Below are 15320 nucleotides of genomic sequence, written 5' to 3' on the forward strand. Positions count from 1 at the left end.
ATGGCCACATTATATATAGACAACAAGCCGTATGACCCGGGCACTGGAAAGAATTTGCTGGAGGCGTGCCTGTCGCTGGGACTCGACGTGCCGTACTTTTGCTGGCATCCGTCGCTGGGTTCGGTGGGGGCTTGCCGCCAATGCGCGGTGAAGGTGTACAAGGACGCCGACGATAAGAAGGGACGCATCATCATGTCGTGCATGGAACCCGTGACCGACAACCAGCGCATTTCCATTAATGATGTTGAAGCAAAAGAATTCCGAGAACACGTGGTCGAATGGCTCATGACCAATCACCCGCACGATTGCGCCGTGTGCGACGAGGGCGGCTCCTGCCACCTTCAGGACATGACCGTGATGACCGGTCACAACTATCGCCACTACACCTATAAGAAACGAACCTACCAAAATCAATACCTGGGTCCGTTTATCAACCACGAAATGAATCGCTGTATCCAGTGTTATCGCTGCGTACGATTCTATAAAGACTACGCCGGCGGCAAAGACCTCGACGCCTTTGCATCGCGCAACCAAGTTTACTTTGGACGTCACGAACCCGGCACGCTCGAGAGCGAATTCAGTGGCAACCTGGCAGAGGTTTGTCCCACGGGTGTGTTTACTGACAAAACATTGAAAGAGCATTATACACGCAAGTGGGATCTCACCACGGCGCCGTCTATTTGTCAGCATTGCAGTCTGGGCTGCAACACGATTGCCGGCGAACGCTATGGTGAATTGCGTTCGATCACCAACCGGTATCACGGAAAAGTGAACGGCTATTTCCTCTGCGACCGCGGCCGCTTCGGCTATGGTTTTGTGAATGCAGAAGGTCGCATCCGTAAGCCCCGGGTAAATGAAGTGGAAACCGACAAACAACAGGCGATCGACGCTGTGAGACAAGCCATCGTTGGTCAGCGGGTGATAGGTATCGGTTCGCCGCGTGCCTCACTACAGGCTAATTTTGTATTGAAGGCCCTGGTCGGGGAAGATCATTTCTATCACGGAGTTTCCGACAATACCCACAACCTGGGAGAACTTGTCATTAAGATATTAAAAGAAGGTCCGGTGCGCACGCCGTCGATGAAGGAAGTGGAAAGCGCAGACGCCGTGCTGGTCCTCGGCGAAGACCTCACCAATACCGCGCCCATGCTGGCGCTGTCGGTGCGACAAAGTGTGCGCCAGCAGCCCTTGAAACATGCTGCCGCTTCAAACATCGCTCCCTGGAACGATGCGGCGGCGCGCGAATTTATCCAGGAAGAAAAAGGCCCCTTATACATCGCCACCGTACACACGACAAAGCTTGACGACGTAGCCACAAGAACTTATCGGGCCGCGCCCGATGAGATCGCGCGTCTCGGTTTTGCGGTCGCGCACTTCATCAATCCGGCGGCACCGGGAGTAAACAATCTCTCGGAAGCGGAGGTGGAATTGGCACAGCACATTGCGCAAAAGCTTTTGGAGGCTAAGCAACCGGTTGTCATTTCAGGGACATCGTGCGAGAGCGAGCACATTGTCAGGGCTGCAGCCAATGTCGCCTGGGCCCTGCATGAAAAGAACAAACAGACGGGTATCGTGCTCACGCTCCCCGAGTCAAACTCGATGGGACTGGCCCTCATGGGAGGCCACCGCCTGCACTCCGCGCTCGACGCCATCCTGAACCAACACGCCGACACGGTGATCATCATGGAAAATGATCTTTACCGCCACGGTCCCGCATCGATGGTGGATGAATTTTTGAAGACCTGCAGAAAGGTGATCGTACTGGATCATACCCAAACGCCCACGACAGACAAGGCCCGCATCGTGATCCCGTCCGGCACATTCGCCGAATCCGACGGCGTGCTGGTCAATAACGAAGGCCGCGCGCAACGATTCTTCCAGGTGTATGAATCCACCGACGTGATCCAGGAAAGCTGGCGCTGGCTGCTCACCATCGGCGCGGCCATCGACCATCCCAGGCTGACCAAATGGAAAAACTTTGAAGACATCACAAAGGCCCTTGCACAGGAAGAGCCGCTGTTGAAAGGCGTTGATCACATCACGCCCCCCGCATCTTTCCGCATGGCCGGCGGCCAACGCATTCCCCGCGAGTCGCACCGCTACAGCGGCCGCACGTCCATGAACGCCGCCATCAATGTGAGCGAACCCAAGCCACCGGAAGATCCGGATTCATCCTTGTCCTATACCATGGAAGGCTATCGTGGCCTGGCGCCCTCGCAAATGATTCCCTTCTTCTGGTCGCCGGGATGGAACTCGATCCAATCCGTCAACAAATATCAAGATGAAGTTGGCCATTCGTTGCGCGATGGCGACCCGGGCGTCCGCCTGCTGGAGCCACGCGGCACGAAGGCCACCTACTTCATTGGCATACCGGAACAATTTGTTCCTCGCAAAGGCCACTTGATGGCCGTGCACCTCCATCACATTTACGGCTCGGAAGAATTGAGCGCCTGGTCGCCGGCGGTGGCCACGCGCATACCCCAACCGTATGTGCTCCTGAACCCCGTGGATGCCGAAGAAAGAAACCTGAAGGCCGACGACACCTTCAACTTCGACATCGAAGACCAAGCCTATGCCATGCCCGTGAAGATCAGTCCCGACATGCCGCAAGGTGTGGCAGGGTTGCCTTATGGACTGGCCGGACTGCCCTATGTTGAGTGCCCCTCGTGGTGTATACTTAAAACAAACATGTCATGGAAAAAGGAGGTTTACACCCCATGATCATTGTCGGCGTGGTGTTGGCAGCTTTGCTCACCATCGCGCCAGGCCTCATCTGGCTGGAACGACGCATGCTTGCGTTGTGGCAGGATCGTTATGGCCCGAACCGCGCGGGACCGTTCGGCGTACTGATTGTGCTGGCCGACACGATAAAACTTTTCTTCAAGGAAGATTGGATCCCACCGTTTGCCGACAAGTTTGTTTTCGTGGTGGCACCGGCCATCGTGGCTATTACGGTGCTGATGAGTTTTGTTGTGGTGCCGTTCGCGCCGGGCTTCGTCGTGTCTAACATCAACATCGGCATCCTGTTTTTCCTGGCGATGTCGTCGATGGGAGCGTATAGCATCATCCTCGGCGGATGGGCTTCTAATAATAAGTATTCTTTGCTGGGAGCGATGCGCGGAGCAGCGCAAATGATCTCCTATGAAGTGTTCATGGGCCTCTCGCTCATGGGCGTGGTGTTGATGGCAGGGTCGTTCAATCTTCAGGATATCGTGTACGCACAACGCGGCCTCTGGTTCGTCGTACCGCAGTTCCTCGGCTTTGTCATCTTTTTTATTGCGGGCATCGCGGAGACCCACCGGTTGCCCTTTGATATCCCGGAAGCGGAAAGTGAATTGGTGGCGGGGTTTCACTCGGAATATTCGGGCATGAAGTTCGGATTGTTTTTCGTGGGTGAATATCTCGGCATTACCCTTATCTCGGCAGTAACCGTCGCGTTGTTCTTTGGCGGATGGCTTGGTCCGGCATTCTTGCCGCCGGTGGCCTGGTTTGCCTTGAAGACCTTTGCGTTCATCGCGTTTTTCATTTTGCTGCGTGCCGCCTTGCCGCGCCCGCGCTATGATCAACTGATGGAATTCGGATGGAAGATCTTGTTTCCATTAACCCTGGTGAACCTCCTGGCCACGGCCACCATTTTGTTGTGGATGGAGTCGTGAGGGAATAACACTATAAAAAGTAACTGTATGTTCAGCATTTTGCGCAGCCTTTGGATCACGTGTATGCATATGTTCCATAAACGTGAGACCATCCAATACCCGGAAGAAAAAATAAAACTTGCCACCCGCTGGCGAGGGCGCATCGTGCTGACCCGCGACCCCGACATGGGCGAGCGCTGTGTCGGGTGCTACCTCTGTGCTGCTGCCTGTCCCGTGGATTGCATATCCCTGCAGGCCACCGAAGACGAGAACGGCCGTCGCTACCCGGAATTTTTCCGCATCAATTTTTCGCGCTGCATTTTCTGCGGCTATTGCGAAGAAGCTTGTCCGACCTATGCCATCCAACTGATCCCCGATTTTGAAATGGGTGAATACAACCGGCAGAACCTGGTGTATGAGAAGAAGGATCTGCTCATAAATGGGGAAGGTAAATATCCGGGTTACAACTACTACAAAGTGGCCGGCCTGGCCATCGGTGGCAAGGGTAAAGGCGAAGCCGAGAATGAAGAAGTTCCCGTGGATGTAAAAAGCTTATTGCCCTGACCTATGGAACTAACGTTTTACATCGCATCAGGAATCGCCATTGTGGCTACCATCATGGTGATCACGCGCTATAACCTGATCCATGCCTTGCTTTACCTGGTGGTGTCCTTCCTGGCCGTTGCCCTTGTATTCTTTGTATTGGGTGCACCATTTGTAGCGGCGCTGGAAGTGATTGTGTACGCGGGCGCCATCGTGGTGCTCATCATCTTTGTGATCATGATGCTGAACCTGAAAGAGGAGGCCGTGGAGGAAGAGCGTCATTGGTTGACGCGCGATGTCTTTATCGGCCCCGCGATACTTTCTGTTTTGCTCCTGGCCGAATTGGTCTACATCATCATTCAGGGCGACACGGGCCAGATCGCCACAAAGGCCATCGATGCAAAAGCTGTCGGTATTTCACTGTATGGACCTTATGTGATTGGTGTTGAACTAAGCGGCATCCTGCTCATGGCGGGTATCGTAGGCGCCTATCACCTGGGTCGCCAGAAGAAGAAAGTCGTGCACCGGTTTTTAGAACATGCCGAAGAATAAGCAGTAAAAAAATGAACCATCATGAAAACCATTCCTATTGAAGCCGGGCTACTGCTGGCCGGCATATTGTTCGTGTTGGGTCTGATCAGTGTGCTGATCCGCCGCAACATCATCTTCATGCTCATCTCTGTCGAGATCATGCTCAACGCCGCGGGCCTCGCCTTCATTGTCGCGGGTTCGCGCTGGGCGCAGGCTGACGGACAGGTCATGTTCATCTTCATCCTCACCATGGCCGCGGCCGAAGTTTCGGTAGGCCTGGCGTTGATCCTGCAGATCTACCACCAATTGAAGACACTCGACGGCGACGCAGCAAACAAAATGAACGGATAACCCTATGAAAGAACTACTCTGGCTCATACCGGCATTACCCCTGGCAGGTGCACTCATCCTGATCCTTGCCGGCGACAAGCTTTCGCGCGCACAAGCCGGCTGGGTTGGCTGCGGCAGCGTGGGACTGTCGGCCATCATCACCTTGCTGATCGGGTTCGAATTTCTTTCATCACCCCACCCGTATGATCAGTTGCTGTGGTCATGGATGGCCGTGGAGGGTTTTCACACCGAATTTGCATTTCACCTGGATGCCCTCTCGATGGTGTTCCTGTTTGTCATCACCTTTGTGGGCACCCTCATTCACATCTACTCCACCGGCTTCATGGCCGACGACGATGGGTTTGCCCGGTTCTTTGCCTATCTCAATTTATTTGTTTGCGCCATGCTCATCCTTGTGCTGGCCGATAACCTGTTGTTGATGTATTTGGGTTGGGAGGGAGTGGGGCTTTGTAGTTACCTGCTCATCGGCTTCTGGTACCAGGAAGAAAAGAATGGCTATGCCGCGCGAAAGGCTTTCATCGTCACGCGCGTGGGCGACACGTCGATGGCGATTGGTTTGTTTATGTTGTTCCAGGCTTTCGGCACGTTGAATATACAGGAGTTGATGACGCATGCATCCCAAACCTGGCAGGTGGGTGCCCATGCGGCGGTGGTCATCGCATTTTTATTATTGGGTGGAGCCGTCGGCAAGTCGGCACAACTGCCCCTGCAAACCTGGTTGCCCGACGCTATGGCCGGTCCCTCGCCGGTGAGTGCGCTGATCCACGCTGCCACCATGGTAACAGCCGGCGTCTATCTCATCACCCGCACACACGTGATCTTTGAGTTGGCCCCGGACGCCCAGATGGCGGTAGGCATCGTCGGTGCCGTAACGCTGTTGTTGGCGGGGTGTAGTGCGCTAACACAATACGACTTGAAACGTGTGCTGGCGTATTCCACGATCAGTCAGATTGGCTATATGTTTTTGGCTTTGGGCATTGGAGCGTGGTCGGCCGGCATTTTCCATTTTATGATCCACGCCTTTTTTAAAGCCTTGCTCTTCCTGGGAGCAGGCGCGGTGATCATGTTGTTGCATCATGAACACGACATGTTCAAGATGGGAGGGCTGCGCAAAAAACTTCCGGTTATTTATTGGACCTTTTTGATCGGTTCTGCTTCGCTGGCGGCGATCCCATTTGTCACGGCGGGGTTCTACAGCAAGGATCAAATTCTATGGTTGGCCCTGGCCGGCGAAAAGGGAAATCCGGTCTTCTATGCAGCGGCGCTGGGAGGCGCATTTATCACGTCCGTATACACTTTCCGCATGGTGTTTGTTACCTTCTTTGGCCATGAGCATACGCACGTCGGGCATGATGCCGGAAGGTCCATGACCGTTCCGCTGATCGTGCTGGCCGTCCTTTCCACGATTGCCGGATTTATAGAACTGCCCCACACGTTCGGGCACGTCACTTTATTTTCCGATTTCCTGAACCCCGTTCTTCCAACGGTCGCGTTGAAACCTGAACTGGAACATTTGGAAGTTCTGTTTCAAGCCATCGCCGCGGTGGTTGCGCTGAGCGGCGTCTATATCGCTTATTTCTTTTATGTGAAACAACCCGATTTGCCCACCGTCATCAAGAAAGCGGTGCCCGGCTTGCACCACATTTGGTTCACCGGTTGGGGGTTCGATGCGCTCTACAATACCTTGCTGGTGCGCCCGTTCGTCTTTCTCTCCACGCTCAATAAAAACGACGTCGTCGACAAAGTGTATGGCGGGATGGTGACGTTCACGCAATACTGTAACGGCGTGCTGGTGCGAACGCAAAGTGGCATGATGCGATGGTATGTGATGGGAATTGTGATCGGCGCGATCTTAATGCTAACCCTGGGACTGATGCTATGATGTTACCACTGCTTATCGTATGGCTGATGGCCGGCGGCATCATCGCCTGGCTCATTGAAAAGGTGAACGCCTCCCTTTCCAAATGGATCGCCTTCCTCGCCCTCGCCGCCGCGTTCGGGATGACGCTCGCCTGGTGGATGCAAATGAACACCTCCGGCGGCCTCAATGTGTGGCTCATGCAATACGACATCCCGTGGATCCCCGACTTTGGCATTCATTTCCACCTGGCCTTGGATGGACTGAGCTTGCTCATGCTAACGCTTACCATGTTTTTGGGACTGGCCGCCGTACTCACGTCGTGGCACGAGATCCAATACCGTGTCGGTTTCTTCTATTTCAACATCCTTTGGGTATTGGCCGGCATCACCGGTGTGTTTCTCACCATGGACCTCTTCCTGTTCTATTTCTTCTGGGAAGTGATGCTCATCCCCATGTTCTTTCTCATCATTATCTGGGGACACGAGAACCGGCGCTATGCCGCGTATAAATTTTTCATCTTCACTCAGGCCAGCGGGCTGCTCATGCTCCTGGCCATCGTCGGCTTGTATTTTGTTCACGGCATCGCCAGCGGCACCTACACGTTCGACTATTTTCAGTTGCTGAACACGCACTTCTCACCCCAAACCGGCCGCCTCCTCATGCTGGGCTTCCTCGCCGCGTTCATTGTGAAGTTGCCGGTGGTTCCTTTTCATTCATGGTTACCCGATGCGCACTCCGAAGCACCCACCGCCGGAAGTGTTATCCTTGCCGGGTTGCTGCTGAAAACCGGTGCCTATGGATTGATACGTTTTGTCATCCCACTATTCCCCGCCGCCGCCGCTGAATTTGCCCCTTGGGGCATGGCCCTGGGTGTGTTGGGTATTTTATATGGTGCGGTACTTGCCTTTGCACAAACCGACCTGAAGCGACTGGTAGCCTACACCAGCGTGAGTCACATGGGCTTTGTCATGCTGGGAGTGTTTGCGTTCAATGCGCTGGCCCTCCAGGGTGTGGTCATGCAGATGATCACGCACGGCATCAGCACGGGCGCACTCTTCATCCTGGCAGGCTCTCTCTATGAACGCATCCACACCCGCGACATCAACCGCATGGGCGGCTTCTGGACACAGGTGCCGTTCATGGGTACCATCGGGATGGTGTTTGCCATGGCTTCGCTGGGACTGCCGGGGCTCGGAAATTTTGTGGCGGAATTCCTGACCCTGCTGGGGGCCTGGAAAGCCACGCACATCCTCACCATCCTGGCCACGATCGGGTTGGTGGCCGCCACGGCTTATTCCCTGCGCATCGTTCAAAAAGTTTTCCTGGGAAGAAGCGAGCAAAAGTTTACGCTGCCGGACCTGTCCTTCCGCGAAAAAATGATCCTTGTCCCTCTGGTGGTCGTCATCGTCTGGTTGGGGGTCTATCCACAACCGGTCATGAACACGGTGAAGGAAGTGATCACGCTGACCCTGAACCCAACCGACATCAAACCTACAACGCCACAGATATCCGACAAAGACATCCAGAAAGGAGGTACCCATGACCGCAAATGATTTCCTTAGCATCGTGCCGCTGTTCATCCTGACCAGTACGGCCATTCTCATCATGTTCTCTATCTCTGTGAAGCGAAATCACAAAGTCATCTATGCCATCACACTGGCATCACTGCTGGCCGATTTTGTGTACCTGATGGTCTACATGCGCGGCACGAGTCACAGCATCGAACCTTTATTTATCATTGATGGACTGGGCGTGTTCTATATCGGCCTCATTCTCATTACGTCACTCATCGTCGCCATGATGTCGTATGCCTATTTTGAACAACGCGAAGAACGTAAAGAGGAATATTATATTCTGCTCATACTGGGTACACTGGGAGCATCCACGCTAGTGATTAGCAAACACTTTGTGTCGCTTTTCCTGGGACTTGAAATTCTTAGTGTCGCGCTCTATTCCATGATCGCCTATCAGCGCAAGCGCGAGCGGTCTGACGAGGCCGGCATCAAATACCTTATCCTGGCTGCATTCTCTTCCGCGTTCCTGTTGTTTGGAATGGCCCTCGTCTATCTCGTCACCGGCACGATGGCCTTCGAGGGCATCGCACGACATTTGACAGCAAACGATGGTTTGTCGTTCATGCTGTTTGCAGGGTTGGGATTGATGATCGTTGGCGTCGGATTCAAGTTAAGCCTTGTACCCTTCCACATGTGGGCAGCCGATGTGTATGAAGGCGCGCCCGTGCCCGTCACCGCTTTCATTGCTACGGTGTCGAAGGGTGGGGTAGTGGGGTTGCTCATTCGATTCTTTGTAACGCTCAACGGCCATCAATATCCCACGCTGGTGCTCATCTTTACGGTCATTGCCATCACCTCCATGTTCACCGGCAACATTCTTGCCTTGCGCCAAAACAATGTGAAGCGGCTCTTGGCCTATTCCTCCATCGCGCACATGGGCTATCTGCTGGTGGCTTTCATCGCGGGTAATGCGCTCGGCACGGAAGCGGTGACATTCTACCTCGTATCTTATTTCATCACTACGCTCGGAGCCTTCGGCATCCTGGCCATGCTCTCCGATACTGAACACGACGCCGAAGCCACGGAAGACTATCGCGGCCTCTTCTGGCGCCGCCCCTGGGCGGCTGCAACATTCACGGCCATGTTGTTGTCTTTGGCAGGTATTCCGCTCACGGCTGGTTTCGTTGGAAAGTTCTACGTCATCGCCGCGGGCGTGAACATGCAGGAGTGGCTGCTGGTCGTGATGCTGGCGGTGAATAGCGTCATCGGATTATACTATTATATCCGCATCATCGCGATCATGTTTGAGCAGCAAACCAAAGCAGAGACCTCCAACACCCGGTTGAATCCGGCTATCTATATCGTGAGCAGCGTTACACTGGCTATTCTGACGGTGTCGTTGATTTGGCTCGGGGTGTTTCCTTCGGGGTTGATGGGGATTATTAAGAGTTTGCTGTGATAAGCTGTGTCTGATTAAAGGAGAGATCCTTACCCTTTTTGGTATCCATGTTTCAACGCATAAAAACATATGCTTGACTTTTTACGCGCGAGTTTTTACCTTCATTAGCGATTCCTTTTCTATTCGATCAAGTACGATCTGCAAGCCCATCCAGGAATCGCTGTCGGCAATGAATGTTAGATGATTCCATGAAGGAGTCATGTTTAATTCTAATAATTGGTATGGGTTTATCTGACAAGGACATGGAAGCTAAAATAAAGCACCTGGAATTCATTCAGGCGGTGATCACGCGCCTGAATACAAATTCATTTGCCATCAAAGGGTGGGCCATCACGCTCATTGCAAGTTTGTTTGCGTTGGCGGCGGCCAATGCCAATGTCAAATTTATCTACGCCATTTTCGTCATTATTCCGCCGTTTTGGATTTTGGATGGTTTTTATCTGAGCACGGAAAAGAAATTCCGCGGACTTTACAATCAGGTCAGGAATGTCAACCATACCGTGATCGACTTTTCTATGGACATAAGTGAATTCAAAAAGCCTGAAGATAGCTGGAGAAGATGCTTGTTTGCCAGTACGGTCTGGATCGTGCATGGCGGACTGCTGATGATCACGCTATTGGCTACTTATATTTTGTTTTGGAGTGAATAAAAAATTATGACCCCCCGAAACCCACTGACCATCGAACTTCAAAAAGACCCTGTTGGTTTTGCGAAAACTTCTTTATTTGTCGCGCCGGAATGTTTTTTCGACACGATCACGATTTGCCATGTCGACAACGCTGAATCGAAGAAACAGGCCGCCATGCTTCGCGACGCACTCGTGGCAAAAATCAATGAATCGAAGATATACCTTCAAGGCACCTCCGACCCCAATGCAGCCGCCAATTCTGGCGCACTGGCCTCGTTACTTCTATCTTGGCGTCCACCCCCACGATTGCTGATCGGCGTGTGCGACGGGCAATCCGATACCTTTCAGCAACTGCCTGGAAGCAATCCAAGCGATGTAGTTATACCGGTATTTCAAAAGCGAAAATTCAAACAGCTCAAGGCGCCATTTGCGGATCCCCAGGCGGCGTGGTGGCTAAACGATATTAGCGAGGTAGTTCCGGATATCCTGGGAGCACTGGGCATTAGTGAAGACGATTTCAAGATTTTTCTAAGCTACAAGAAGAAAGATGCCATTGCTTTTTCGCAGCAACTTTTCGACAGGCTCAACCAAGAGGGGTTCGATGTATTTCTGGATCGCTTTAGTATAGGCCCAGGCATCCATTTTCAAAACAGGCTTTATCAGGAACTGTCAGACAAGGCATTCTTTCTGGCTTTGGAAACAGAACATTACTTGTTGAATGACACGCCTTGGATCGAAATGGAGATCGCCTTTGCAAAAACACATAAGCTCGCACTGATGGCCGTTAACATCGACAGGAATGTGAAGCTAAAATCCATCGACGATCCGTACCGAGAGTTGGTTACTTTGGATGGGAAGGGTGAGCTACGGCAAGATCGACTGGAGGAAATCATTGTACGCATCAAGGAGCGGCATGCATTGGCCTTGCTGGAGAAGAAATACAACATGATTGCCGATATCAAGGCCGCCTTCGCGCTAAGCAGCGTTGCCTACGATGTAGATAGCCATGGCTTTATCGAGGTAAAGCAGCAGAAGGCGATCAAAATATTTTCGACCCCCAGACCTGCACAGGTGATGGACTATTTTAAATCTTATGAACTGAACCCCAACGACAAACGTATTATCCTGGGGCCGAAATTCTCCGAAGACAAACGCCGGGTACTTAACGAGTGGATCTCGAAAAGAGGCGATACCCGTTATTATCATGAATTTGAGATTGCAGACATGGTGCACGATATCGTAAACAACAAAGTATAAAGCATGCGGCAGGGTAAGTTCACGATCGTCATGTCTGCGAGCGTTCCTAGCGGTGATGATGCGCAATATGCAAGGTCACAGGTCCAGATTGAGAATGCCGTGATCGCTTTGGCCCGGGCAGTTTTTCATGCCGGAGGCACGCTGGTATTTGGTGGTCATCCCTCCATTTCTCCCTTGGTCGCCATGGTGGCTACTGAATTTGAGAACGACCGCGATCCCTATACGTCTATCATTATCTACCAATCACTCGCGTACAGAGATGTAATTCCCCGCGAAACCCAATTCCTATTTACCCTCGGGTTTACAGAAGTACGCTGGATTCCCGCAGAGGAGGGTGAAATATTTAATCCCTACACAGGAATCAATTGCCCCAGAAGCCTCCTCGCGATGCGCCAGCGGATGATGACGGAGCCAAAACCCCATGCGATGGTCTGTATTGGGGGCAAGGATGTTGTCCGCGACGGTGTGCGCATTCGGGGTGTTTTAGACGAGTTTGAGATCTTCAAAAAGGAAAGACCCGGGCAGAGAATATTTTTATTTAAATCGACAGGCGGCACGACAGAGAAGATAACGCAAAGCGTGGATGAAACAGGAGCGCGCATGTCGCCCTCGCCGATCACGGTGATCGATAAGGAGTACGCGCCGGCACCGGGGTCTTCCGAAGCAGCCTATCTGCTCAATGTGCCTTATGCGTTTTTGGCAGGTGAGATTGTAAGACAAGTCATTTTAGAAAATGTCTGACAATATAGATTGCGCTGATCGGCAACAATGGATCAGGAAAGCCTACGCCGTCAAAGCTGGATTTATGTTTTTCATTGTCTCCTTCGGGCAGGAAATAATATTTAAACCATCCTACCTTACAATTATCTTTTCAACATACTGTTTGCCATCGACCGTGGCTTGCAGAATGAACATGCCGCTTCGGCCTTCTCCAAGATCAATACTGAGCAATTTCTGTGTTTGGTCCTTTAGTTCAATATGATAAATAACATTGCCCTGCTGGTCGTAGATTTTCAAGTCTTCGATCTCGCCCGAATGAGACATGGCGGTTATATTCCCCTTACTCGGATTTGGATAGACCGTCAAATAGGAGTCTTTAAATGGATTTTCTTTTGAAATAATCGGAGACGATGTGACTGGCTCGCTTTTTATTTTTGTGGGTACAGGTGGATCATTGGCTGCTCTTCCATAGACATATTGATTATCGAAGGGACAGCCTTGGGTACTGGCTTTGAAATTGCTTCCCGATTTTGCTGTAAACCCAGGCTTTAGGCTGACATACATGTTTCCATAGTAGTTAGCCGAGGCTCCTTGGTAATATACAGCTGAGCATGATTCGCCTCCAATGGTAATGGATTTTCCCATCATGTCATCCTCCTTCCCCGTAGAATAGACGTTACAAAGATTTTCAGTATTTCGATGGAGGAAGCCAAAAATGTCATAAACATATGCAGACCCAGGATTTACGCATTTACTGTAGTACGCAGGAGCCCCAACAGCCATGAAATTATCAGAGATAGTTACGGAATATCCATAGCCGCTCCAATCCTCATACGTATCTTTATCAAGATACTCCACAACATCGTAACTCCCGGATGTATTTTTTTCATAAAGAGTCGCCCATTCCCTACAACCAGCCAATAGATAGTTGCCATGAACAGAAACTTCATGGTTCATTGACGAATCGTCTCTTTGAGCAAGCCTATATGAATTGAAACTTCCGTCCTGACGAAGTTGAATAACGGTTAAGAAAAAGCCTGAAATAATAATTTCATTTTCGGCATCGTTAAGTGCCAAATGGAGTCCAAAATCATTGGACGGCTCTTTGAAGGCAGGATCATATCCTGTACTTTGATACCCAAGAGAAAAATTCCAAGTAAGCCTTCCGCTGACGGACTTCCAGTCATATACAAATACGCTGTTGCTTTCACCCGGCGCTCCGACAACGGCTCGATTCTTCTTTATGTCGACAGATTGCCCGAATGACGAATTAACCTCCGGACCCGGAAGCCTAATTTCGAGAAGCCAGTCGTCAATAAACTTCTTGTAGAAATAAACCATTCCGTACTTGTTGAACTCCTGGGGGGAGCCCACGAGGGCATTGTATTCATCAATAGCAACATCATAGCCGAAAGAACTCACTCCTGCAAGTTTTTCTTGTAACGTCCAAGATTCGCCATTCTTTTCAAAAATAAATACTTTTCCTCCTGTCCCTGCGATATTGTTAGTTGAAGGCGCGCCTACAATGATATGGTCATCGTAAATGTCGACAGCCCATCCAAAATATCTGGACGTGGCGTCGCCTGTAAGTGTCGCCTTATGGACGAAAGTGCAACCTTCTTTCTTGTAAACATACACGGCTTCGGCATAGTAAGTACCAACGACCAAATAATCTCCGTACGAAGCCATGTCATAGCCAAATGCAAGGCTTTGGCCCGACGTTGGTATGGTTAATTTCACAGCCCCCGGCTCGGTGGGCAGCAATACAGGGCATTCACCACCGCCTCCGGTTGTCGGTGGTTTAGGGCCCGTTCCATCAATCCATCCTAGATCCGTTACGGTTATGTATTCAATTTGATATTCACAGGAATTGTTTGGGAAAATTTCCTCCGCGTAGACCCACAATTGATTGAAATTCTGAGTCGGTCGAAACTCGGGGGCAGTGAGCGTTCTTTTTGAACTTGTAAGGCCTATGGATCGAGCTAAGGGCAATATTTCCCCCGTTTGTTCCACCGACGGTAACGATCCCTCCTCGCACGCTGTTGTGCCTCCTGCGCTAATGGAATTGGCAGCCTTTATCCAAAGCTGACCTCCATCATTATTATCTGCTCGTAAAACGGAGATATCTATAGCATACTTCTTTCCCTTTACAAAACTATAGGAGGTGAAAAGCCCTTCCCCAGTTTTTGTGACCGTTGCCCCGCTCGTTACATCTTTTGCTTTCAGAACGCCCCAGGTTTCATTGGGTAAAACCACGCTCGGCGACCCGTGTGAGACCTTCCAATTACTTGTCGTCACGCTCCCATCAATGCATCGATCAGTCGTTTCCTTAAAGGGACTGCAACTCGAGACATTGTATAGGTTACAATTGAAAGTGAATTCCTTAAATTGAGCTTGCCCGGAAATAAAAATAAAAAGGCAAAAAACAGTAAAGTAAAATTTCATGAAGATTATTGAGATTTATCGGTGCTTGGATGAAAGCAACCTGTCGCTAAAAATTGGAACATCGAATATTATAACAGCCGCAAATGTATTGAAAAAAATCAATTTAAGTTCCATGGGTAGCGACCAAAGGCTGATAAAAATTAATTTGACTGCAAACTTTTGAGCGCCATTGGCTTGAGGCAGAAAAATATTTATTGATTTAGCTTGGATCGGGAAGTTGCAGAATCATAATTCATCACGCTCTCGCTTAACGGTATATGCATCAATTCTCGAATACTATTCAAAAATGGCCTTGAAACTCATGGAGTTAAGAAAGGCGTATTTTGGGATCACAAAAACAAAGAGGATTCAGCCTCGTTTATTGTTTTTAAAATT

The 15320-nt window shown here is 50.9% G+C and carries 12 protein-coding genes; 11 read left to right on the forward strand and 1 reads right to left on the reverse strand.

From position 1 onward, the window contains the following. The 11 genes from nuoG (at position 1) to BUB30_RS27300 (ending at position 12521) form a co-directional block, all read left to right on the forward strand. Positions 1-2721, forward strand: coding sequence for an NADH-quinone oxidoreductase subunit NuoG (gene nuoG, locus BUB30_RS27250; RefSeq protein WP_073140900.1), 2721 nt, complete (start codon positions 1-3; stop codon positions 2719-2721). Then, a complete protein-coding gene (nuoH, locus tag BUB30_RS27255; RefSeq protein ID WP_073140901.1) occupies positions 2694-3656 on the forward strand; it encodes an NADH-quinone oxidoreductase subunit NuoH in 963 nt (320 codons plus the stop codon). Before nuoG ends, nuoH begins: the two co-directional genes overlap by 28 nt. Before the next feature lie 27 nt (positions 3657-3683). Next, on the forward strand, positions 3684-4199 hold the full coding sequence (gene nuoI, locus BUB30_RS27260) for an NADH-quinone oxidoreductase subunit NuoI (protein WP_073140902.1): 516 nt from the start codon (positions 3684-3686) through the stop codon (positions 4197-4199). Positions 4200-4202: 3 nt separating this feature from the next. Then, positions 4203-4730, forward strand: coding sequence for an NADH-quinone oxidoreductase subunit J (gene nuoJ / locus BUB30_RS27265; RefSeq protein ID WP_073140904.1), 528 nt, complete (start codon positions 4203-4205; stop codon positions 4728-4730). A gap of 21 nt (positions 4731-4751) precedes the next feature. Next, positions 4752-5060, forward strand: coding sequence for an NADH-quinone oxidoreductase subunit NuoK (gene nuoK / locus BUB30_RS27270; RefSeq protein WP_073140906.1), 309 nt, complete (start codon positions 4752-4754; stop codon positions 5058-5060). 4 nt (positions 5061-5064) lie between these two features. Then, on the forward strand, positions 5065-6942 hold the full coding sequence (gene nuoL, locus BUB30_RS27275; RefSeq protein ID WP_073140908.1) for an NADH-quinone oxidoreductase subunit L: 1878 nt from the start codon (positions 5065-5067) through the stop codon (positions 6940-6942). Continuing rightward, entirely contained in the window at positions 6939-8474 is a 1536-nt protein-coding gene (nuoM, locus tag BUB30_RS27280) for an NADH-quinone oxidoreductase subunit M (RefSeq protein ID WP_073140909.1), read from the forward strand. Before nuoL ends, nuoM begins: the two co-directional genes overlap by 4 nt. Further along, positions 8461-9894 (forward strand): NADH-quinone oxidoreductase subunit N, encoded by a 1434-nt coding sequence (locus BUB30_RS27285; RefSeq protein WP_073140912.1) that lies wholly within the window; start codon positions 8461-8463, stop codon positions 9892-9894. Before nuoM ends, BUB30_RS27285 begins: the two co-directional genes overlap by 14 nt. Positions 9895-10136: 242 nt before the next feature. Beyond that, positions 10137-10544, forward strand: coding sequence for a hypothetical protein (locus BUB30_RS27290; RefSeq protein ID WP_073141269.1), 408 nt, complete (start codon positions 10137-10139; stop codon positions 10542-10544). 6 nt (positions 10545-10550) lie between these two features. Next, entirely contained in the window at positions 10551-11780 is a 1230-nt protein-coding gene (locus BUB30_RS27295) for a toll/interleukin-1 receptor domain-containing protein (protein ID WP_073140914.1), read from the forward strand. 3 nt (positions 11781-11783) lie between these two features. Continuing rightward, a complete protein-coding gene (locus BUB30_RS27300; protein WP_073140916.1) occupies positions 11784-12521 on the forward strand; it encodes an SLOG domain-containing protein in 738 nt (245 codons plus the stop codon). 111 nt (positions 12522-12632) lie between these two features. Here BUB30_RS27300 and BUB30_RS27305 read toward each other — a convergent pair whose 3' ends face one another. Further along, positions 12633-14945, reverse strand: a complete 2313-nt coding sequence (locus BUB30_RS27305; RefSeq protein ID WP_073140918.1) for a T9SS type A sorting domain-containing protein — start codon at positions 14943-14945, stop codon at positions 12633-12635. Positions 14946-15320: the final 375 nt, after the last annotated feature.

It is taken from the genome of Chryseolinea serpens (assembly GCF_900129725.1).
Classification (GTDB): domain Bacteria; phylum Bacteroidota; class Bacteroidia; order Cytophagales; family Cyclobacteriaceae; genus Chryseolinea; species Chryseolinea serpens.

What these genes read in the sequence shown, in the direction of transcription:
- nuoG (WP_073140900.1), top strand. Translation starts at nt 1, where the DNA reads ATGGCCACATTATATATAGACAACAAGCCGTATGACCCGGGCACTGGA.
- nuoH (WP_073140901.1), top strand. Translation starts at nt 2,694, where the DNA reads ATGGAAAAAGGAGGTTTACACCCCATGATCATTGTCGGCGTGGTGTTG.
- nuoI (WP_073140902.1), top strand. Translation starts at nt 3,684, where the DNA reads ATGTTCAGCATTTTGCGCAGCCTTTGGATCACGTGTATGCATATGTTC.
- nuoJ (WP_073140904.1), top strand. Translation starts at nt 4,203, where the DNA reads ATGGAACTAACGTTTTACATCGCATCAGGAATCGCCATTGTGGCTACC.
- nuoK (WP_073140906.1), top strand. Translation starts at nt 4,752, where the DNA reads ATGAAAACCATTCCTATTGAAGCCGGGCTACTGCTGGCCGGCATATTG.
- nuoL (WP_073140908.1), top strand. Translation starts at nt 5,065, where the DNA reads ATGAAAGAACTACTCTGGCTCATACCGGCATTACCCCTGGCAGGTGCA.
- nuoM (WP_073140909.1), top strand. Translation starts at nt 6,939, where the DNA reads ATGATGTTACCACTGCTTATCGTATGGCTGATGGCCGGCGGCATCATC.
- BUB30_RS27285 (WP_073140912.1), top strand. Translation starts at nt 8,461, where the DNA reads ATGACCGCAAATGATTTCCTTAGCATCGTGCCGCTGTTCATCCTGACC.
- BUB30_RS27290 (WP_073141269.1), top strand. Translation starts at nt 10,137, where the DNA reads ATGGAAGCTAAAATAAAGCACCTGGAATTCATTCAGGCGGTGATCACG.
- BUB30_RS27295 (WP_073140914.1), top strand. Translation starts at nt 10,551, where the DNA reads ATGACCCCCCGAAACCCACTGACCATCGAACTTCAAAAAGACCCTGTT.
- BUB30_RS27300 (WP_073140916.1), top strand. Translation starts at nt 11,784, where the DNA reads ATGCGGCAGGGTAAGTTCACGATCGTCATGTCTGCGAGCGTTCCTAGC.
- BUB30_RS27305 (WP_073140918.1), bottom strand. Translation starts at nt 14,945, where the DNA reads ATGAAATTTTACTTTACTGTTTTTTGCCTTTTTATTTTTATTTCCGGG.